The organism is Myroides sp. NP-2 (assembly GCF_014145665.1).
Taxonomy (GTDB): domain Bacteria; phylum Bacteroidota; class Bacteroidia; order Flavobacteriales; family Flavobacteriaceae; genus Flavobacterium.
Genome location: NZ_JACHTD010000004.1, coordinates 241,254 through 261,819, shown reverse-complemented (window position 1 = coordinate 261,819; position 20,566 = coordinate 241,254). Strand labels below are relative to the sequence as shown.

18 protein-coding genes are annotated in these 20,566 nt (G+C 37.1%); 5 read left to right on the top strand and 13 right to left on the bottom strand.

The features are described 5' to 3' along the window. Positions 1-3: 3 nt before the first annotated feature. Genes H4K35_RS06265 through H4K35_RS06210 form a run of 12 tightly spaced genes read right to left on the bottom strand, consistent with a single transcriptional unit; the run spans position 4 to position 12,895 of the window. Positions 4-1,029 carry a hypothetical protein gene (locus H4K35_RS06265; protein ID WP_182626524.1) on the bottom strand — a complete coding sequence of 342 codons (1,026 nt, stop codon included), beginning with the start codon at positions 1,027-1,029 and terminating at the stop codon, positions 4-6. Further along, positions 1,019-2,035: a hypothetical protein gene (locus tag H4K35_RS06260; protein WP_182626523.1), complete on the bottom strand. Its 1,017-nt coding sequence runs from the start codon at positions 2,033-2,035 to the stop codon at positions 1,019-1,021. The genes H4K35_RS06265 and H4K35_RS06260 overlap by 11 nt, the downstream gene beginning before the upstream one ends. Further along, on the bottom strand, positions 2,022-2,678 hold the full coding sequence (locus H4K35_RS06255) for an acylneuraminate cytidylyltransferase family protein (RefSeq protein WP_182626522.1): 657 nt from the start codon (positions 2,676-2,678) through the stop codon (positions 2,022-2,024). The genes H4K35_RS06260 and H4K35_RS06255 overlap by 14 nt, the downstream gene beginning before the upstream one ends. A gap of 7 nt (positions 2,679-2,685) precedes the next feature. Continuing rightward, positions 2,686-3,738, bottom strand: coding sequence for a nucleotidyltransferase family protein (locus H4K35_RS06250; protein ID WP_182626521.1), 1,053 nt, complete (start codon positions 3,736-3,738; stop codon positions 2,686-2,688). Beyond that, positions 3,735-4,889: a UDP-N-acetylglucosamine 2-epimerase gene (neuC, locus tag H4K35_RS06245; protein ID WP_182626520.1), complete on the bottom strand. Its 1,155-nt coding sequence runs from the start codon at positions 4,887-4,889 to the stop codon at positions 3,735-3,737. The genes H4K35_RS06250 and neuC overlap by 4 nt, the downstream gene beginning before the upstream one ends. 1 nt (position 4,890) lies before the next feature. Further along, positions 4,891-5,901 (bottom strand): N-acetylneuraminate synthase, encoded by a 1,011-nt coding sequence (neuB, locus tag H4K35_RS06240; RefSeq protein WP_182626519.1) that lies wholly within the window; start codon positions 5,899-5,901, stop codon positions 4,891-4,893. 7 nt (positions 5,902-5,908) lie between these two features. Then, entirely contained in the window at positions 5,909-6,526 is a 618-nt protein-coding gene (locus tag H4K35_RS06235) for an acetyltransferase (RefSeq protein ID WP_182626518.1), read from the bottom strand. Then, positions 6,516-7,658, bottom strand: coding sequence for a LegC family aminotransferase (locus H4K35_RS06230; RefSeq protein ID WP_182626517.1), 1,143 nt, complete (start codon positions 7,656-7,658; stop codon positions 6,516-6,518). Before H4K35_RS06230 ends, H4K35_RS06235 begins: the two co-directional genes overlap by 11 nt. A gap of 4 nt (positions 7,659-7,662) precedes the next feature. Next, positions 7,663-8,850, bottom strand: coding sequence for a UDP-N-acetylglucosamine 4,6-dehydratase (locus H4K35_RS06225; protein WP_182626516.1), 1,188 nt, complete (start codon positions 8,848-8,850; stop codon positions 7,663-7,665). Between the two features lie 4 nt (positions 8,851-8,854). Then, positions 8,855-10,150: a nucleotide sugar dehydrogenase gene (locus H4K35_RS06220; RefSeq protein WP_182626515.1), complete on the bottom strand. Its 1,296-nt coding sequence runs from the start codon at positions 10,148-10,150 to the stop codon at positions 8,855-8,857. A 21-nt stretch (positions 10,151-10,171) separates the two neighbouring features. Then, positions 10,172-11,572, bottom strand: a complete 1,401-nt coding sequence (locus H4K35_RS06215) for a UDP-glucose 6-dehydrogenase (RefSeq protein ID WP_182626514.1) — start codon at positions 11,570-11,572, stop codon at positions 10,172-10,174. 24 nt (positions 11,573-11,596) lie between these two features. After that, positions 11,597-12,895 (bottom strand): nucleotide sugar dehydrogenase, encoded by a 1,299-nt coding sequence (locus tag H4K35_RS06210; protein ID WP_182626513.1) that lies wholly within the window; start codon positions 12,893-12,895, stop codon positions 11,597-11,599. A 783-nt stretch (positions 12,896-13,678) separates the two neighbouring features. Between H4K35_RS06210 and H4K35_RS06205 the strand changes: the two genes are divergently transcribed. Next, the gene (locus H4K35_RS06205) at positions 13,679-14,485 is read left to right on the top strand and encodes a DNA alkylation repair protein (RefSeq protein ID WP_182626512.1); all 807 of its coding nucleotides are present in this window, start codon (positions 13,679-13,681) and stop codon (positions 14,483-14,485) included. Positions 14,486-14,933: 448 nt separating this feature from the next. Here the strand turns inward: H4K35_RS06205 and H4K35_RS06200 are convergent, their stop codons facing one another. Then, positions 14,934-15,680, bottom strand: coding sequence for a YoaK family protein (locus tag H4K35_RS06200; RefSeq protein ID WP_182626511.1), 747 nt, complete (start codon positions 15,678-15,680; stop codon positions 14,934-14,936). A gap of 236 nt (positions 15,681-15,916) precedes the next feature. Between H4K35_RS06200 and H4K35_RS06195 the strand changes: the two genes are divergently transcribed. From H4K35_RS06195 to H4K35_RS06180, 4 genes are all read left to right on the top strand, one after another. Continuing rightward, entirely contained in the window at positions 15,917-17,818 is a 1,902-nt protein-coding gene (locus H4K35_RS06195; protein WP_182626510.1) for a histidine kinase, read from the top strand. A gap of 9 nt (positions 17,819-17,827) precedes the next feature. Continuing rightward, on the top strand, positions 17,828-18,568 hold the full coding sequence (locus H4K35_RS06190; RefSeq protein WP_182626509.1) for a LytTR family DNA-binding domain-containing protein: 741 nt from the start codon (positions 17,828-17,830) through the stop codon (positions 18,566-18,568). Positions 18,569-18,913: 345 nt separating this feature from the next. After that, positions 18,914-19,543, top strand: a complete 630-nt coding sequence (locus tag H4K35_RS06185; RefSeq protein ID WP_255492379.1) for a hypothetical protein — start codon at positions 18,914-18,916, stop codon at positions 19,541-19,543. Between the two features lie 593 nt (positions 19,544-20,136). Next, entirely contained in the window at positions 20,137-20,556 is a 420-nt protein-coding gene (locus H4K35_RS06180; RefSeq protein WP_182626508.1) for a cold-shock protein, read from the top strand. Positions 20,557-20,566 lie beyond the last annotated feature (10 nt).

Here is a 20,566-nt window from a genome sequence, read left to right as displayed (position 1 = left end):
CAATTATTTAAATGTTTTAAACTGATTTTCATAATCATCTTGCACCTTTTTAACTCTATCCTTAAAAGACTCATTGATTAGATTATCAGGTATTCTAATAAACTCAATTTCGATATTATTAAAAATTGCTTTCAATGAATAAAGAGCAGTAGAATAAAACGATGCTATTTTATATGGCTTAATTGTATTTTTTAATAGAAATAATTCTACAATTGTATCATGATTTATAGTTACTATGTTTAATTTTTGTGCTAATGGATCTAATATATTTAAATCTTCAAATCGATGAGGTACATAGTAAATGTTTAACTCTGGTTCTGAAGCACGTAACTTAATAAAATAATTTTCTAAAAGCATTAAATAACTAGTACTATCAACTATGACTTGAGCGTTAACTACATTAGAACCAATAAAAATAACATTTCGACTCTTATTGTCAACTAAAATGCTAGTTCTATTAAGTTTAGAAAAATTTCCTTTAACATATGCCAATTCATTTTTAGTAACGTTTGATCCAACCAAATCAAAAATTGAAAACCAATGAATGTCTACATTCTTCATGGTTTTCAAATTTCCTATTAAATTTCCAACTATACATTTTACTCTATCCTTCATAGAATTAATTACAGTAAGAACACTAGATCCATTATATTTATCAAACAAATTAATAGTTGCAGCACCATCGTCTATACTAAACAATATTTTATAGTTCAAATTACAGATATACAGTTTATTAAAAAACTCTTCTAGATGACCAACAAATAATCTATTAATATTTATTTTCTGTAACTTGTTTAATAGAATTACTTTATTAAAAAACATTTTTATAGGATTTTCTTTTTTAATAACAATCAATTCATAATCACACTCAAACTCTGCTAAAACATTTTTCAACAATAAATTTTGTTTATCATTATTATTTTCAAACAAAACCAATATGTTATGTTCATTTTTACAGAATTTATACATTGCTTCCAAAGAATTCAATAACTGAAAGGGACTCGCGACTAGAAATACGTTAAGCAACATAAACTTTCTTTTTAGATAAATAAAGGCACATTAAAAAGTATACAGGAAATAAGTATCTAGGTGCAAAAATTGGTGTGATGGAAAAAACAATTAAATATATTATCCCTAGAAAAACTATAGATTCATTAATTGACACTTTCTTTTTAATCACTTTATATAACAAAACTAAATTTAAAACACTTTGTAGTGTAACAAAAAAATTATTGTAGAGGTTCTGAAAATCAAAAATTTTTCCAATCCGGAAAACTAACCCTCCTAATAAATACAAAGCCTTAGGAATCACAGCAAACAAATATCCAAAAAACTGATTTTGAATTAATATAAGTGCTGTAAATAATCCTGACCCTTCAGAAGTTGATTCTGCACCTAACATTGCAACCCTATCAACATGAGAGAATGCATTTAAATTTAAAGGATATATTATTGATATACACAACAATAGAATTAAAATAGTTTTTTTCTTAGATAATCTGTAAGGATTAAATCTAGTGTTCGTAGCAAAAACAATCAAAATGACTAAACTTAATTGCCAACGCACAAAAATTGAAATAAGAATTGCATATAGAAAATATTTGAACTTAGGTTTTTCAATATATAAAACTAAATAAGAAATTGACCATAGAGAAAAAATTTCTTTATTTACTCCAATAATGCTGCCCAGCATTAAAGGAGCACTAATCATCAATAACAATAACTTAACCTCATCTACTGGAAATGCTTTGCGTGAATTAACAACTATACGATAGAACACAAATAGATTCACTAACAAAACTAAATAAAAATTTCCAAAAACGGCTTTTAATACTAATAACGGACCTATCAAGTTTAAGTTCAATTGAGCAACTTCCTTAATAGTAAAGCCAAAATCATATAGACGAACATATGTATTAGTATCAGCATAGAATTGAAAATCTACAGTTTCTTTTATTGCTTCTATTCCAATAAGAGATAGAAAAAAAAAGCAAAATACTAGATATATAATAAATAAAAAATTAAAGTGCTTCATTATTAAAACTGAATAGATAATTACAAAACATCCAATCATCATAAGTATCAATATCAACTGAATTCATACGATCCATTATATAGGCATACGTTTTATTCGTATAATACAAATTACTTTCAATGACACTTAAAGATAAAACATAGATGGCTCCATTAGGATAAAATGATTCACGTTGAGGTAAATTACCTATAGCCTCTATTACTCCATTCTCATTTATAAATTTATTCCAATGCAAAGGATGGTGTTCTTTTGTAAAAGAAATAACAGCATCTGCATCTTTTTTTATAAACAATTCTATAGCTTCAGTAATATGCTTTCCATTTCTTAGAGGTGAAGTGGGTTGTAGTAAAACACAGGAGTCAATTTTTTCTAATTGCGAATTCAAAATATATTTAATCACTTCATTACTTGAAGCTGTATCATTAGATAATTCTTGAGGTCTTAATCCTGGAACTAATGCGCCATATTTTTCAGCTACTTTAGCAATTTCAATATCATCAGTAGTAACAACTACTTTCGTTATATATTTGCATGCTAATGCCGCTTCTATAGTATAAGCTATCAAAGGTTTCCCATTCAATAATTTAATATTCTTTCCTGGTAAGCGTTTTGATCCTCCTCTAGCTGGTATTATAGCAATCATAATAAAGTTATAATTTAATGTGTTTAATATCTTCTTGCGCTTTTTTAAAATCGTCGTGTTTACCGATGTCTAACCAGTATCCATTAATCGGATACGTCACTAATTTTAAATCCATCTCTATAATGCGTTCCATTAAGTCCGTAATATCGTAAAACGTTCCTTCGGGAATCATTTTTAAGAGCGATTTATTTAGAATATAGATACCCGCATTGGAATAATAGGTATATCGTGGTTTTTCTTTTAGCGATTTAACTTGGTTGTCATTCTTAACCTCAAGTACGGCATAGGGCACATCCACATGGTAAGACGTTGCGGCAACAGCCATATCAGCGCCCGAGGATTTATACATAGTATAAAAATCACCAAAATCAATATTGGTCAATAAGTCGCTATTCATTACGATAATATCGTCGTGATAAAATTCATCCACTAATAAAACGGATCCAATTGTACCAAGCGGTTTATCTTCTTTAACATATTGAATCGTTACCCCTTTACTTTGACCATCTTGAAAGTATTCAATTAGTTGCTCTCCCAAATAATTGATACTTATATTGATTGTTTTAATACCACACTGAATGAGGCGATCAATATTATACTCTATAATTGGTTTGTCTCCAACTTTTAAGAGAGGTTTTGGCGTATTTTCAGTTAACGGACGCAATCGTTTCCCTTCCCCACCTGCCATCAAAACAGCATCAGCAGGAATAAGTGTTGTGGTCACATTAAAATCTAAGATATCAACTATTTCTTTATTTTGGTTAACGATTGGTATAACTTTCAATCGTTTAATTCGATATTCTTCTAATTCTGATAAATTATAATTATCCTTATAGATAAAAATTGGATTAGCTTGGATAAAGTCTTCCAATTGGGTATTAAAATCATATCCTTTAATAAAGCCTCTTCTTAAATCGCCATCGGTTAAAGACCCAATGAGCTGATTGTTTTTATTTGTAACAAAAAGTATAGAACTTGGAGCATTTTGATCTAGTTTCACTAATGCATCCCTTACTCCTTTATCTAGACAAATTGTGTGCTTTTCTACGCTACTTTTCATACGATATCATAAAAATGTTTAACTACTTTGAAATCCTTTGTGTTCTCTAATACGCTCATAATTTTATCAACAGCGCCTCCATTATAATACGGGTTGACAACGTGATCTAGCGTTTGCTTAAAACTTGACTCTTTTGTATTTTGAATTGCTTCTGAAATGGCCTCAACATCATTGGAACAATTGATTATGCTAGCAGCCTGAATTCTCCCTTTTTGTCGATCGCCAATATTTACTGTTGCCGTATGAAGCGAAGGAGCTTCCAGAATACCCGAAGAACTGTTTCCTATAATAGCATCGCAAGCTTTGACAACAGACAAAAAACGAAAGGCACCTAAACTGTGGAAAGCGATAGCTTTCTCTTGATGCTGCATCACGTACTCGTCTATCAGTCTATTAATTACACGTCCGTCAGTATCTGCGTTTGCTTTGGTGAAAATAAAAAAGCTATCTTCCTCTTTATCTAAAGCGTGTAGCAAATTTTTAAACTGTTCATCTGAACTAATCGCATTTAATGTTTCTGGGTGAAAAGTAACCTGATAATTAAACTTTTTAAATTTGATTCCCAATTCTTTTTCCAACTCACTTTTGGTCAAAAGAGCCAGGGCATTTATATTATCAATACCTAATGCACCAACGTTAAATACGCGTATAGGGTCTTCTCCCAATTGAATGACGCGCTGTCTATAGTCTTCAGTTGATGTGAAGTGCAAATAGCTGAGTTTCGAAATTGCGTGTCGGATTGCATCATCATAAGCCCCTTCTGTAATTTCTCCTCCGTGTAAGTGAATAATGGGTATTTTTGAAATAGTGGCAGCCGCTGCCATAGCTAACATTTCATAGCGATCGCCTAAGATAATAATAGCATCGGGTTTTAGTCGATTAAATGCTTCTGCATAGCTAATCAACCCTAGTCCCATCGATTTACTAATCCCTACTGCTGTATCAGAAGATACCAACATTTCTATTTCTTCATCAATGGCAAAGCCATCATCGATAATAAATTTTTTAGTCAAGCCAAATTCAGGAGATAAATGTGCCCCTGTAACCAATAATTGCAGGTGAAATCCAGTATGATTATTCAATGCATGTATCAAAGGCTTCAACAACCCATATTCTGCACGAGTGGCGGTAGTAACACAAATTTTTTTCATTCTACATTTCAATTAAATCATCTTCTTCAAAATTTTTGATCGCTTTACTTCCAATAACTGAATCCCATTTCATTGGTGAAATTCCATTCCCAGGTCGTTTTACCGTAACATTTTCCTCTGACAATAGTTCGCCTTGTCGAATATTCTTTTTTGCGACAATACTCTTTCGCGCTATGGCAATATTTTTAAGTTCAGAATGACTTGGTTCCTTCAAACCGGTACCTGCAATAGCCATTTCGACATTTCTAATTGCGGCAACCATTGCTTTTAATTCTTGAGGTTCAAGAGAAGCAACATGGTCTGGACCAGGCATTGTTCTATCTAAGGTGAAATGTTTTTCAATTACTGTAGCACCTAGAGCCACTGCGGCTATTGGCACTTCTATTCCCATCGTATGATCCGAATAACCAACTGCTACACCTAACTTATCTTGAATAAGGTTCATCGCTTTTAGATTCACATCTTGCATTGGGGTAGGATACTCTGTATTACAGTGTAAAATGGTAATATTGTCTTTTGCTATCCCTGCTGCTATAAAAACCTCCAATGCTGCTTCTACCTCGGCTAAAGAACACATTCCTGTCGATAAGATTACTTCGTTAAACAAACGGGCTGCTTTTCTTAGATAAGGCAGGTTCGTAATTTCCCCTGAAGGAATCTTAACTAAATCTAAACCAACATCTTTTAAGTAAGCTAAAGATTCTAAATCAAATGCGGTAGAAAAAAACTTGATCCCTTTTTGCTCACAATACGCTAACAACTGCGTATGGTCTTCTTTTGACAATTCTAACTTTTTCAACATTTCCAGCTGAGAATCGTTACCATTGCCCGTATTAGCGATTTGGTATTCGGCTTTTTTTGCATTTTTTGAAACTAAGGCATCTGCCTTGAATGTTTGGAACTTGATATAGTCTACACCAGCTTCAACAGCGTGATCTATTAATGCAAAGGCATTAGCTAGATCACCATTGTGATTTACACCAGCTTCGGCTATTATTATTGTTTTCTTCATATTTTCTTTAACTAGCAGGATTCCCATATACTATACTGTTATCAGCTATGTCCTTTACCACGACTGATCCAGCACCAATAATACAGTTCTTCCCTATTTTTATTCCTTGCCTAACCACAGCATTTGCTCCAATAAATGTTTGCTGTCCGACATTTACATTTCCTGCCAGGACAGCACCAGGTGCGATATGTACTCCTTTTTCTAGCACACATTCATGTTCGACAATAGCCCCTGAATTGATAATACACATATCTCCAATAGTTGAGAAGGCATTTACTATAGCACCAGCATTAACAAAAACACCCTTTCCCATGCTACAAAATGAACTCACAGTTGACTTTGGGTGTACTATGGTCACAAGCTCCTTATTCTTGGATAAGATAAACTCACCAATCCTAACTCGCAAGTTGTTATCGCCAATACCTAGGGCAAACAATCGATCTGAATGCCAATCAAAGGAGTCGTTTCTTTCACTTCCCAAATAATTCAAATCAAAAGGATTTCGAACCGCTTCTGATACGTCACAATAGGCTACGATCTTGTTTTCACTCAACAAGGCCGCATCATAAACAACATATGCATGTCCTGAATACCCTACGAGAACTATTTCTACACTATCTTGCACTACTTGGTATGTTTACAATTCTGTCTTCCAAAAACTCCGCATTGATTTGTTCATCACGTTGACAGTCTTTATACATCGGCAATCTGTACATCAACTGCCAAATTGGTCTTGTCATAACACCCGCATCATTTGTTTCCTTCAAGAAAGCATCTCTTTCCATTCTGTCTTGTAGCTCTACACACATTAACCAATAATTCGCACGTGTATCTTTTGTTTCTTCTCTAAATTTTATTCCTTCACCTTTAAAAAAGGAGATATATTCTTGTGCAATTTGTCTTTTGCTTTGGAGCAACACGTCTAATTGCTCCAATTGAGCGCATGCTAATGCCGCATTTAGATTTGGCATGCGGTAATTATAGCCAAGCTCTTCGTGGTAAAACTCGTAAGGATGTGGTCGTTTTGCAGTAGTAGTAATAAACTTTGCACGCGTTCCTATTTCTACGTCATTTGTAATAATTGCACCACCGCCACCGCATGTTACTGTTTTGTTACCATTAAAGGAAAATGTCCCCAATAATCCAAAACTCCCTGTGTGTTTACCTTTGTAGTAACTACCTAAAGATTCTGCCGCATCCTCAATAATAGGAATACACCACGTATCACACACCCTAATTAATTCGTCTATATGAACAGGAAAACCAAACGTGTGCATTGGAACACAAGCCGCTATTCTCTTTCCTGTCTTTTTATTATAACACTGATTATCTCTAACTTGAGCGAATTCTTCTAGGAAGCTTTCTAATGCACGAGGTGATAATCCCATGGTATCTAAATCAACATCAATGAATACGGGCTTAGCTCCAATATAAGCGATTGCATTTGCTGTTGCCACAAACGTCAACGCTTGAGTGATTACCTCATCACCAGAACCAACGCCAGCCAATTGCATAGCAATATGTAGAGACGCCGTTCCATTGACAACTGCTATTGCTTTATTCGCCGTTGTTATATCTTGCATCATTACTTCAAATTGGTCAACATAAGCACCTACTGAAGAGACAAAAGTAGAATCAATCGTATCTAATACATACTTTCTTTCATTACCTCTGAAACGCGGCTCATGTAAAGGGATGAATTTATCTGTTTGATATATATTGCGAACAAAATCAATTGTATTACCTATATTTTTCATGCTATTACATTTTTGAATCTAAATACTTACCTTTTTCTTGATGTCCGAAGTTAGGAATCATTGCGTGAAATAAATCAACGAGTTCTTCTTTGTTCCATCTCTTATTTTCTTTCATACGACCAATCGCAGTTGTGAAAGTATTCAACTTTTCTTCTTCAAAGAATAGCTCATTTTTAATTACGCCTAAATTGACAAATCGATCCATATCCAGCACTTCTCTATCGGTGAAGAACTCTTCAAAATCTTTTTCTCCAGTGGTATCACTTGCTGTAAAAAGGCAAGGCCATTTCCCCTCTTGTGGCAAGGAATGAACTAAGGCTCTAGCCTCTTCTTCTGATTGACACAAATAAGGCTCATATCCTAAGTTTTTAAGGTATTTTTCAGCGATCTCAGCGAAGGTAATTAAGTGTAAATGTTCACTTAATTTAGGGAAAAAGATATCTCTGTTTTCTCCAAAAATGCAAGACATCAAACACAACTCTCCCGATTCTTTAGGAACAACAAAGTATCGTTTAATGTCATTTGGAGCAACAATGGGCTGTTTTTTCTCAATTCGTTTGTTAAATCCATGTAATAAAGAACCATCGGAGAAAGCTACATTGGCAAAACGAGCGGTAGAAATATCAATTTGCGTACTTTTACGCATTAAATACATTTCCATAATACGTTTAGAAGCTCCCATCATATTTACTGGATTAGCAGCTTTATCTGTAGAAACACAAAAATATTTCTTCACTCCTTTATCAATCGATTGTTGTATTGTCTTATCTGTATTGAAAATATTGACATCAATCATTCGCATTAACGTAAATGGATCTTTTTCACTTCTTACATGTTTCAGTGCAGATAAATTTAATACGTAATCGTATTTGCCATCTGCTTCTATAAATGCATCGTATTCAACAGATCCAATATCTAAAGCAAACGTTTGAAAATCTCCATCAATATATCCATATGAACTACGGATATCTCTTACTAATTCGACCATATTGTTTTCGCTAATATCAACAACATGTAATTTTTTTGGATTGCGCTTAAAAATTTCTTTTGTAACTGCCTGTCCTATAGATCCAGCTCCTCCAATAACTAAAAAACTAGATGAAGAAACTATTTGTCGTAATTCTGAATCATACTTACTAATATCTTCAGTAAATAATTCTTTTTCTCTGCCTATTAAACTTAATATATTCATATGATTATAACCTTGCATCAACTTTACTTCTATCTAAACAAGCCTTAGTATCAAAAACAACAGCATTTTCTACCATTAAATCATTAAAGTCCAACGCTAAAAACTGTTGGTGTGCAACAGCTATAATAACAGCCTCATACTTTTTATCTTTTGGCAAGCTAGTTTCTATTTCAATTCCATACTCGTGTTTTACTTCCTCTGCTTTTGCCCACGGATCGTAAACATCAACATTTACACCATATTTTTTAAGCTCTTTGTGAATATCTGCTACTTTGGTATTTCGTACATCAGGGCAGTTTTCTTTAAAGGTAACGCCTAAAATCAAAACGTTAGCTGCTTTAATGCGTAAATCCTTTTCAATCATCAATTGAATCGTTTTGGAGGCTACAAAAGAAGCCATACGATCATTTACTCTACGTCCTGATAGGATCACTTCTGGATGATAGCCTAATTGGGTAGCTTTGTGTGCTAAGTAGTATGGATCAACAGAGATACAATGTCCTCCAACTAACCCTGGTTTATACTTTAAGAAGTTAAATTTAGTTCCTGCCGCTTCTAACACGTCATTGGTATCAATACCTACCTTATCAAAAATCAAGGCCAATTCATTTACAAATGATATATTGACATCGCGTTGTGCATTTTCAATTGCTTTAGAAGCTTCAGCCACTTTTAATGAAGGGGCTAAATGCGTACCTGCTTTGATGATTGTTTTATAAAGCTGATCTATTTCCGTTGCAATTTCAGGCGTACTTCCTGAAGTTACTTTTACAATTGTTGTTAAGGTATTCACCTTATCTCCAGGATTGATGCGTTCAGGCGAATAACCTACAAAGAAATCTCGATTAAAAGTCAACCCAGAAAACTCAGCTAACAACGGCACACACACTTCTTCTGTACAACCTGGATATACGGTAGATTCGTAGATCACGATATCGCCCTTTTTCAGCACTTTTCCCAACATTGATGATGCACCGCGTAAAGGTTTCAAATCAGGAGCGTTAAACTCGTCAATTGGCGTTGGAACAGTTACAATATATACGTTGGCACTAGCCAATATGTCCAGGTCATTTGAAGCGAGATATCCTTGTTGAAAACTTGTTTGCTTTGCTTTCGCTAAGGATGCATTTAATTGCTCTAAATCAGCTTCTAAGGTATGATCCTCTCCTCTGTTTAACTCCTCAACTCTTTCTTTGTTAATATCGAATCCAATGACTGGAAAATGCTTAGAAAATTCTATGGCTAAAGGTAAACCCACATATCCTTGTCCTATTACGGCAATTTTGTAATCTGTTCTCATTCGTTCTAATGCTGCTTTTAATTATTTTCCTTTTCCTATTGTATACACTTCAAATCCTATTTGTTCTAATGCCTGACGATTTAGGATATTGCGACCATCGAAAACAAAAGCAGGTTTCTGCATATTGTCGTAAATGCGTTGCCAATCGTAGGTTGTAAATTCGTCCCATTCGGTTAAAACTGCCACGGCATGTGCGTTTTCTAGCGCTGCATAGGGATCTTGGTGTACGGTAAGGTGTTCTTTATTTGATTCTGGTTCACGCGTAGCCAAATAGTCCAAATCGGACAACATTTGCATTTGGGTTACTTTGGGATCGTACACGTGAATTTGGGCTTCTTCTTCCATCAAGTCATTGGCAACGTAAATAGCCGCTGACTCCCTTGTGTCGTTGGTGTCTTTTTTAAACGCCCATCCCAAAAAGGCTATCTTTTTGTCGTTTACCGTATTGAATAAGGTAGAGACGATATTTTCTGCAAAGCGGCGTTTTTGGTAGTCGTTCATGATGATGACTTGTTCCCAATAGTTGGCCACTTCTTCTAAACCATAGGTTGTGGCAATATACACCAAGTTGAGAATGTCCTTTTGAAAACAAGACCCCCCAAAGCCAACAGAGGCTTTTAGGAATTTGTTTCCGATACGGCTATCGGTTCCAATGGCACGAGCCACTTCACTTACATCAGCGCCTGATGCTTCACACAAGGCAGAAATAGCGTTGATGGAAGACACGCGTTGGGCTAAAAACGCATTGGCTGTTAGTTTTGACAATTCTGACGACCATACATTGGTGCGCAAGATGCGCTCCTGAGGTACCCAAGCGGCGTAAATAGACGCCAATGCTTCGATTGCCTCTTGTCCTTTTTCGGTTTCTGCTCCTCCAATCAATACGCGATCGGGATGCATCAAGTCTTGAATCGCTGTTCCTTCTGCCAAAAACTCTGGATTGGACAGAATTTGAAACTCTACCCCATTGCCCGTTTGATCTAAAATGCGCTTTATCGCTTGAGCGGTACGCACGGGAAGGGTTGATTTTTCTACAACTATTTTATCTGTTTTAGCTACACGCGCAATTTGACGGGCGCATAGCTCAATGTATTTTAAATCGGCTGCCATCCCCTTTCCTTTCCCATAGGTTTTGGTTGGGGTATTTACGGAAATGAAAATCATATCCGCTTCGTCAATGGCTTTGTCTACGTCTGTATCAAAAAATAAGTTACGCCCTCTTGCCTCGGCTATAACTGCGTCTAAACCGGGCTCGTAAATCGGCAATTGATCCAAGTCTGTATTGTTCCACGCTTGAATACGCGCTTCATTCATGTCCACTACAGTAATTTGAATATGCGGGTTTTTCTGCGCAATAACGGCCATGGTCGGTCCGCCAACGTAACCTGCACCCACACAACAAATTTTAGTAATACTCTTCATCTAATAACCTTCGGTATAATCTTATTATAATCTACTATCTACAATGTCTTGCGCTAATACACTTTTGGTATCAAACACAACACCGCTGTTGTGCACTAGCTCTCTGACGTTAAATTTATCAAATTCGCGATGGGCTGTGGTTAAGACAACGGCATCATATTGTTGTGTTAGGATGTCCTGAGAAGAGAGCACCTCAATATTGTACTCTTCTTTTACCTCTTGGGGGTCTACCCAAGGGTCATACACCGCTACATCCATCCCGTAGGACACTAATTCGTCATAGATATTCGCTACTTTGGTATTGCGGGTATCAGGGCAATTTTCTTTGAAAGCAAAGCCGAGTAACAACACTTTTGCCTGGCTGACATTGATGTTTTTTTGCACCATTAGCTTGACTACTTTACTGGCGATAAACACGGGAATCTCGTCGTTGACGCGACGTCCGGAAAGGATCACATCGGGATAATACCCCAGCTGAATGGCTTTGTGTGCCAGGTAGTAGGGATCTACTGAAATGCAGTGTCCGCCTACTAGTCCGGGTTTAAACTTTAAGAAGTTAAACTTAGTCCCTGCTGCTTCTAACACTTCTTGTGTGTCAATGCCAATGCGGTCAAAGATCAACGCCAATTCATTTACAAAGGAGATATTGACATCGCGCTGTGCATTTTCAATGACTTTAGCCGCTTCCGCCACTTTAATTGACGTCGCTTTATGGGTGCCAGCATAGATAATTCGCTGGTATAACTGATTGATTTCTTCTGCTACTTCGGGTGTACTTCCGGATGTAACCTTGACGATCGTTTCTAAGGTATTGATTTTGTCCCCTGGATTAATGCGCTCTGGGGAATAGCCGACGTAAAAGTCTCGGTTGAACACCAACTTAGCGGTAGCTTCCAAAACGGGAATACACTCCTCTTCGGTACATCCGGGATATACCGTTGATTCATAGATAACAATATCGTTGGGTTTGAGGACTTCACCTACTAAACGGGAAGCACTTTTTAAAGGGGATAAATCAGGGGCATTGAATTGATTAATCGGGGTTGGAACGGTAATGATATACACATTGGCTTCAGCTAAATCTTTGATCTCGCAACTAGGCAAGTAGCCCTTTATGCCTCCAGAGGTTTGGTAGGCAATTAACGATACCTTCAGCTGCTCTTCGTCCGCTTCTTTGGTATCGTCTTGTGCGTTTCTCAAGCTCGCAATGCGCTTTGCATTGATATCAAAACCCACTACAGGATAGTGTTTTGAAAACGCCAAGGCCAAAGGCAAACCTACGTAGCCTTGTCCTATTACAGCAATCTTATATTCCTTTTTCATTTTTTTTATTACTTTCTTATTACTTAAAAATTCAGATAAAAAAGTAAGGTGTTTTTAGCCTAAGCTTCTCCCTAAGCACACAAAGGTACATTTTTTAACCATTATGCACAGCATTCCTTTTATTATTTTTAAGCTAATAGCATTTCTTGTCTGTCTTAAAAAATCGCCCTTTCTACACATAAAAAGTTAAAATTCTTTAAAGCAAAGCTTTACTCGCGAAACATCCTCTATTTTATTCCTTTTATCTAAATAGATTGATGTTTTTACCTCTTGATTTTTTGTTTATTTTTTAAATTAGCAGCACACAACTACTTATTTTACAAGGTATACGTTTTGTTGTTGTTTTTTGGGAGGGGCTTTTGAACAGCAAGTCTTTCTCTTCAGTCAGCACTTGCTATTTAGTATAAACGTGGTTTGTTTCTTTTTATTTTATATTTTTTTTGTTTTTGTGCGGTGTATCTCACCTAGTTTATATTTTGTTTTGGTGTTCGATGAATCTTCATTGCATTACGGTTTATCTCACCGAGTTTATATTTTGTTTTGGTGTTCAATGAATCTACGCTACGCTACGATTTGCGCGGTTTATCTCACCGAGTTTATATTTTGTTTTGGTGTTCGATGAATCTTTGATTTGTTTAGTCTCTTCATTTGTAAGATAATTGTGCTTTACAACGAACAACGAGCAAAGAGCAACAAACCAATTTACCTAGGGGACATTTTTATGCGGTATTGTCCGAGTCAAAAAAGAGTGCAATCTTTGTTGCGTCTTACAAAAAAAAAGCAATGAATCAAACGAAGAGAAAAGGTTCAAAAACCATAGCGGGGATTCCCCCTGCCCTTTTACAACAATTAAACAAAGGGGAAATAGAAACAGCCAACTTAGTGGAATGGTTAGCTATTGACATGGCTGTATTACTGGAAACGGTCTTGCAACAAGCGGATAGGTTAGCTTATTTGGCACCTACTTTACAAGCGGTAGCCGCGTTAAAAAAACCAACGATTACAGCTAAAAATGCCGCAATTGGTCAGCAGTTATTGTTACAAGCTATGGAAGCCAATGATCAGGTTCTATTTCCATTTCTCAGCAGTCACACGGCTGATATGGCGCGTTGTTGGGCCACGTATATGGTTGGGCTTCATCCAAACTATAACCCCGAAGAACAACTAAACGCCATTCAACCTTTTGCAGCGGATACGCATTTTGGGGTACGAGAAACCGCTTGGATGGCTGTTCGCCCGACAATTATTGCCAACCTCGAACTGAGCTTAGCAATCCTGACGCCCTGGACCTTAGACGCAGATGAAAACATACGTCGCTTTGCCACGGAGTCTACCCGACCTAGAGGCGTTTGGTGCGCCCATATTGAAACGCTAAAAACAACGCCAGAACTCGCTCTTCCGCTATTGGAAAATATGCGCAATGACTCCGCTAAATACGTTCAAGATAGCGTCGGTAATTGGCTCAATGACGCCAGCAAAACTCAACCTGATTTTGTGCGAAACCTATGCGCGAGATGGCTGAAAGAAAGCAATACAAAAGCAACAGCCTATATTGTAAAGAAAGCCTTGAGAACAATTGGTGGTGAGTAGTGAGTGGTGAGTAGTGAGTGGTACAATGTTTATATTGGTTTTGGTGTTCGATGAATCTACGATTTGTTATTTGCGCGGTTTGTTTTTCGCGCGGTTTGCGCGGTTTGTTTAGTCTCTTCATTTGTAAGATAATTGTGCTTTACAACGAGCAAAGAGCAAAGAGCAAAGAAATCTGTGCAGTGTATCTAACCAAGTTTATATTTTGTTTTGGTGTTCGATGAATCTACGATTTGTTATTTGCGCGGTTTATCTCACCTAGTTTATATTTTGTTTTGGTGTTCGATGAATCTACGATTTGTTATTTGCGCGGTTTGTTTAGTCTCTTCATTTGCAAGATAATTGTGCTTTACAAAGAGCAACGAGCAACGAGCAAAGAGCAAAAAACAACGAGCAAAGAGCAAAGAGCAAAAAACAACGAGCGACGAGCAACGTGCAAAAAAACCATTTCTTACAACCTAAAATCTCTATTCTGAATTCTGCGTCTCAACGTATAGTAACTCATCAGCAATTGGTCATACCACAAGGCGAACAGGAGTAAAATAGCGGCTAAGAGCAAGGTTTTAAATTGGTATTGGAAGAATAAAAAACCGCCGGCAACACACCCAATAAAGAAACAGCCAATAATGGCAAGCATGAGGAAGATACTGCGAAACAAGCGCAGGCGTTCGGCTCGATTTCTATAGAAGAACAGCTGAGAGAGCACAATACCCAAATCGGTAAACAATCCGGTTAGATGTGTTGTGCGCACCACTGCTCCGGAAACACGTGTAACCAAGGAGTTTTGCAATCCCATAGAAAACAACAGAACCAAGGCGGTAAACACGCTATACTTCCTCAGTGCGCCTTCAAAGAAGAGATCTACCACACTAATACCAATGAGCAAAGCTACTTCAATAAGAATGGGGATGACATAAGACACTTCGGGTTTGTGTTTCAACACCCATTCCATAATGAGACTCGATATAAAGGATCCGAGTAAAAAGAAAAAGATGTAGATCAAATACACTAAGGCACGGGGATAATTTTCTTCTGTTACTTCTTCGGCAAAAAAGGCAAAATGTCCGGTTACGTTCGTCGTAAGCGTACTCAATCCCAACACCCCAATACTATTCACAATCCCTGCTACACAGGATAGCAAAGAGGCTAATTTGAGGTTGTGTGAATATGCGCGATTTTTTCCTTGATGCCTAAACATGACAGTATTACCTTTTATCCAAAGGTAGTAATTCTCCCTTTCCCTACAAAGAAAACCAATAAGGAGCACTGCGACTTAGGTTCTCCTTTTGACTTTTTAGTTACTTCCTTAAATTAGTTTGAGAATATGATTTATGTTTGCATAAAATATCTAATTAGACGAGTACTTTTGTTTTTTTGTGCATTATTCACCACTAAAGTGCGAAATACTTGTTCTTTTCTACTATTGTTTGTGCCATGATGCGTATCGTTTGCTTTTTTATCGCTTTGCTCGCTGTTTCTAGTTGTACGGAACAACGCCCTGTTGATTCGGATAAAAGTGGCGAATCGGCGATCTCTTTTCCCTTGGCTCAACAGAGTTTAGCACTCTACTTGGGCTTAGATACTATTCCGACTTTGGAACGCAAGCCCATCATCGAAAAGGCCTTGGCTCAACCTGATGCTGCACTGGCTCATTCGCCTTATGGGGCCTATTTAAAGAGCTTGCTCTTTTACAACAGCCCTCAACAAGACAGTGTGATGTTCTACTTTGACCAATCCTTAGCGGTTTATGAGGACTTGGATATGACTTGGCAACGGTTGATCACCTACACCCAGTTGAACCAGGAGATCAAACACCATAGGGTAGCTTCCCTAGCGGTGATGGAACAACTCTATCAACAATTGGAAGAAGTGCATAAGCACTCCACTATTCTAGACTACCAGCTGTACGACATCTTAGCTAAAGCCTACTTCCTCAATCGCGATATCGATCAATCGATAAAATATACAGAGCTCTACTTCGCTCATCACCCCTTCCGAGACAATCGCCTGATTCAATCGCGCTTTCACGATATTTCTTTTTTACTGGCTGCGGAAGTACAAGATCGAGACAAGGCTTTTCACGCCTTGACTCAATTAAAGAATCTGCTTAAAGGTTCTGGAGATGAAATTGCCAAAACGCGTTATTTCGATATGGAAGCGCGTTATTTCGCCATGATCGGCAGCTATGAAGAAGCGCTAAACAGCAGTAAGCGCTACTTTCACTACAGCCAAAAAACAAATCAACTCCACCCCATGGTTTACAATAACTTGGCGACGAGTTTTGAGCGAAACCAACAATACGACGACGCCATCCATTATTATAAAGAAGGGATTGCACTCGCCCAACAAATGAAAATACGCGAACAGAATCACCTATACGGGGGGTTGAGCCAAGTGTATAAACGCAAGGGCGATTACCAACAAGCACTCGTTGCCTTGGATTCTTCTTTTGCACATGCTACGCGAATGAAGGAAAAAATGAATGCAGACAAGCTTCACGAATTGGAAATTCAATACCAAACCAAGCAAAAGGACATTGAAATAACCACGCTCAAAGAAAACTTCCTACTCCAACAAAAGAACTTTCAACAACAGCGTTGGATTAGTTTATTCGCTGTGATTTTTGTTGTTGCTGTGTTGCTCTATGGACTAATTCTCTATCGCCAGCGTTTGTTGAGTGAAAAAAACAGGCGACTCGAGATGCAAAACAAGAAGATGGAACTGGAACAGCGCATGCTACAGCTACAACTCAATCCGCATTTTATCTACAATGCGATTGCCAATTTACAGGGATTTATCAACCAGGAGAACAAAACACAAGCCAACCGTTATCTGGTTGCACTGTCCAAATTAATGCGTCACATACTCGAGCTTAATCGCCGTGATTTTGTATCCCTAGCAGAAGATATAGACGCGGTAGAAAACTACCTGCGCGTGCAGCAAATGCGCTATAACCATTCGTTTGACTATCAAATTAACACCCATGGCGTTGATTTGGATGAGCTTTTGATTCCGCCTATGCTCCTTCAACCTTTTATTGAAAATGCCATTGAACACGGCTTTAAAAACATAGATTACCGCGGAGTACTAACGTTGACCCTAGAGGAAAAAGAGCAACAGCTCTACCTGTATATACGCGACAACGGTCGAGGGTTTCAAGATGAACCCTCCACAGCACAAAAGCAATCGCTCTCTCAAATTATTACACAAGAGCGCTTGGAGGTGCTATTTTTAGCTAAAAAACAACGCGCCTTTTTTCACCTACACTCCCTCAACGATACTTCTTCTGGCAGTGGCGTTGAAGTGGTCTTGTGTATTCCTATTCTCTATTCTTAATTCAACCGCATGAAAGTATACATCCTCGAAGACGAAGTTGCCATCCTAAAGTACATCTTATCCTTAGTTGTCGATATCCCCTACCTCCAAGTGGTGGGATATGCTGATTCAATTGCCAAGGCGTATCCTGAGATTATAGCCCAACAACCGGATTTAATTTTAGCGGATATCCAATTGAAAGACGGCAGTAGCTTTGAGCTACTCCAGCGATTGAACAGCCCCACTACCCAATTGATCTTCATAACTGCCTATAGCCAATACGCCATAAAGGCACTAAACTTAGGCGCCTTGGGCTATTTAGTCAAACCCATTGACGACCTTGAGTTTACACAAGCAATTGAACGTTGCTACCAAAAGAAAACGGCATACCTGTTTGAAAAAGCCCAAATTCAAGTCGCCCAAGAACAACTACAAACCCCACAACTGCCAAAGCGACTGGCCCTGAAAACGTTTCACTATACTCAAATTGTGTGTATTGCCGATATCGTCTATTGTCAAAGCGACAAGGGATACACGACTTTTTACCTCGCTAACGGAGAAAAACTCATGGTTTCTAAGGTCATAAAAGAGTACGAAGATTTATTAATTCCCGCTCAGTTTATCCGCTGCCATCAATCCTATATGGTCAATACGGCTTATATTAGTAAATACTACAAGGACGGTTATCTGGAATTGACCAATCAGGCAAGCATACCGGTATCTGAGCGCAAAAAAGAACTGATCCTCTCCTACATCCAAAGTATATCCTAAGGCTATTGTTAACGGATAATCTGTACAAAGGGACGAATATTGATTGTAGTAGTGCGAAAATAAACAAAGGCTTTCTTCCCCTTCATATGCGCGTACCTTTGCACCAACTAAGGTAAAAATAGTACAAAACGATGTTGTACACTTGTTGTTTCCACGTTGTGGTGCGAATTCTAGTCCCCAATTTTTGCTTTAGCCAAACCCCTTTTTTAAGTAATAAGCGATAGGTAAAAGGAATACCATCTGTTTTCGCCTCGTTAAACCAACGAATGCCAGAGCACAAGTAGCTTTTCCTATTGCCTTAAGTCGCCTTATTGCACAAAAGCAGGAAATTTAAAAACTATACATATGATGAAGAAATCAGTTGCACTTTTTGGTACCCTTATTGCTTTCTTAGCACTATCATGTGGGGGTGACACAACCATTCACCTACACGAAGAAAACAATACAGCAGAGATAAAAGCTGCAGTAGAAAAGGTATTTTCACCGGATTTAGCCATTACAGAACTTGTGTTATCTACGCCTAAATTAGATACGAGATTAGACCAAATAGCTGTGGTATTTTGGGAAGGTGACAAGGAATACACACAAACCTACAATCAAAAAAATGGTTTACAGGAAAAAAGCGAAAACAATTTGATGCTGCAAATAGAACACATCAAAAAAGAGGCAGACCAGCGCAAAGCCAATGCATTCAAAATCAAAGATATTGACTACAGCAAAAAATATGACAATTTCATCAAAGCAGTAAAACTAGTGATGGAAGAATACCCAGAAAATAGCGAAGAAACTTACGATAACTTTTTACTACACAGCTATCGCTTCAAAGCTACTGGACCGAACGAAATAAGAGAATCGCTAACCGTACAAGCGAAAAAAGTAGGCGAAGCCGTACAACATCACGCGAGATCTACTACGACCAACTACTATGAGTTTACCTTTGTCGTATTGGACAATGGGGAACTAGAATGGAGATAGTAAAGAGAAACCGAATACAAATTGCTATAAAAGAGAGAAGCTGTTTTCTATTGCGTTTTACACAAAACGCCAGTGTCATAACAGTCAATCTAAAACGGAAACGCAAAAGGCTTATTCCTTTTGCGTTTTTTTATTGATGAGTAGTGCAGATTTATGGGTTATGAAAAATCTTCCAAACAAATAGCGAAGAGCGAAGAACAAAAGCAAAAAAACCTGTCCTATTCATTCAATAAAAAAAATATTTTTTGCTAAAAAACCCTTTTCTAATTAAAAAAACTATACCTTTGTCGGGATTACGGCAATTAAACTTATTGTATAGCCTGGTAAATTTCAATCGCAGCATATAAACTGCGCTTATCATTTTCAAACCTTTACTACTGTTTTTGCATTTATCACAAAAAGATAAATTTTTTTTATTTTCATTGGTAGTAAGTCGGTTTTTTTTCAAACAACTTCTCAGTACCCTTCTTCGTGAAGCGCTTTAGCTGTAACTACAAATGTAATGATCTATTTTTCTTAGTTGCTTATACAAGCGACACCCATTTACAAACCTACAACTGCAAAAAAGCATTTGTTAACTATTTAATCAATTAATGGCAGACTCATTTTTTAAGAAAGAAAACAACAAAAAAAAGAAACAAAAGCAAGAAGAGAAACTTAAACGCAGAGAAGAGCGTAAACAACACAACAATAAAGGAAAAGATTTAGAAGATTTATTTGTTTATGTTGACAAACTAGGACAATTAACTCATCTTACTCCTGAAGAACAAGCTTTACAAGAGAAACAAGAAATCAAGAAAACTGAAAAAGTTTCTCAAGAAGATCACGAGGGAATTATTAGCTATGTAACAGACAAAGGCTATGCATTCGTGATTGATTCTCAAACGAGAGAAAGTATTTTCCTTCATCAAAATGATTTGAGTGTACCTTTAGAAAAAGGATTGAAAATAAGCTTTAAATTAGAGCAAAGTAAAAATGGAATAAGAGCTGTAGAAGCAGCTAAAAAAGAATAATAAATTTAAT

What these genes read in the sequence shown, in the direction of transcription:
- H4K35_RS06265 (WP_182626524.1), bottom strand. Translation starts at nt 1,029, where the DNA reads ATGTTGCTTAACGTATTTCTAGTCGCGAGTCCCTTTCAGTTATTGAAT.
- H4K35_RS06260 (WP_182626523.1), bottom strand. Translation starts at nt 2,035, where the DNA reads ATGAAGCACTTTAATTTTTTATTTATTATATATCTAGTATTTTGCTTT.
- H4K35_RS06255 (WP_182626522.1), bottom strand. Translation starts at nt 2,678, where the DNA reads ATGATTGCTATAATACCAGCTAGAGGAGGATCAAAACGCTTACCAGGA.
- H4K35_RS06250 (WP_182626521.1), bottom strand. Translation starts at nt 3,738, where the DNA reads ATGAAAAGTAGCGTAGAAAAGCACACAATTTGTCTAGATAAAGGAGTA.
- neuC (WP_182626520.1), bottom strand. Translation starts at nt 4,889, where the DNA reads ATGAAAAAAATTTGTGTTACTACCGCCACTCGTGCAGAATATGGGTTG.
- neuB (WP_182626519.1), bottom strand. Translation starts at nt 5,901, where the DNA reads ATGAAGAAAACAATAATAATAGCCGAAGCTGGTGTAAATCACAATGGT.
- H4K35_RS06230 (WP_182626517.1), bottom strand. Translation starts at nt 7,658, where the DNA reads ATGAAAAATATAGGTAATACAATTGATTTTGTTCGCAATATATATCAA.
- H4K35_RS06225 (WP_182626516.1), bottom strand. Translation starts at nt 8,850, where the DNA reads ATGAATATATTAAGTTTAATAGGCAGAGAAAAAGAATTATTTACTGAA.
- H4K35_RS06220 (WP_182626515.1), bottom strand. Translation starts at nt 10,150, where the DNA reads ATGAGAACAGATTACAAAATTGCCGTAATAGGACAAGGATATGTGGGT.
- H4K35_RS06215 (WP_182626514.1), bottom strand. Translation starts at nt 11,572, where the DNA reads ATGAAGAGTATTACTAAAATTTGTTGTGTGGGTGCAGGTTACGTTGGC.
- H4K35_RS06210 (WP_182626513.1), bottom strand. Translation starts at nt 12,895, where the DNA reads ATGAAAAAGGAATATAAGATTGCTGTAATAGGACAAGGCTACGTAGGT.
- H4K35_RS06205 (WP_182626512.1), top strand. Translation starts at nt 13,679, where the DNA reads ATGAATCAAACGAAGAGAAAAGGTTCAAAAACCATAGCGGGGATTCCC.
- H4K35_RS06200 (WP_182626511.1), bottom strand. Translation starts at nt 15,680, where the DNA reads ATGTTTAGGCATCAAGGAAAAAATCGCGCATATTCACACAACCTCAAA.
- H4K35_RS06195 (WP_182626510.1), top strand. Translation starts at nt 15,917, where the DNA reads ATGATGCGTATCGTTTGCTTTTTTATCGCTTTGCTCGCTGTTTCTAGT.
- H4K35_RS06190 (WP_182626509.1), top strand. Translation starts at nt 17,828, where the DNA reads ATGAAAGTATACATCCTCGAAGACGAAGTTGCCATCCTAAAGTACATC.
- H4K35_RS06185 (WP_255492379.1), top strand. Translation starts at nt 18,914, where the DNA reads ATGATGAAGAAATCAGTTGCACTTTTTGGTACCCTTATTGCTTTCTTA.
- H4K35_RS06180 (WP_182626508.1), top strand. Translation starts at nt 20,137, where the DNA reads ATGGCAGACTCATTTTTTAAGAAAGAAAACAACAAAAAAAAGAAACAA.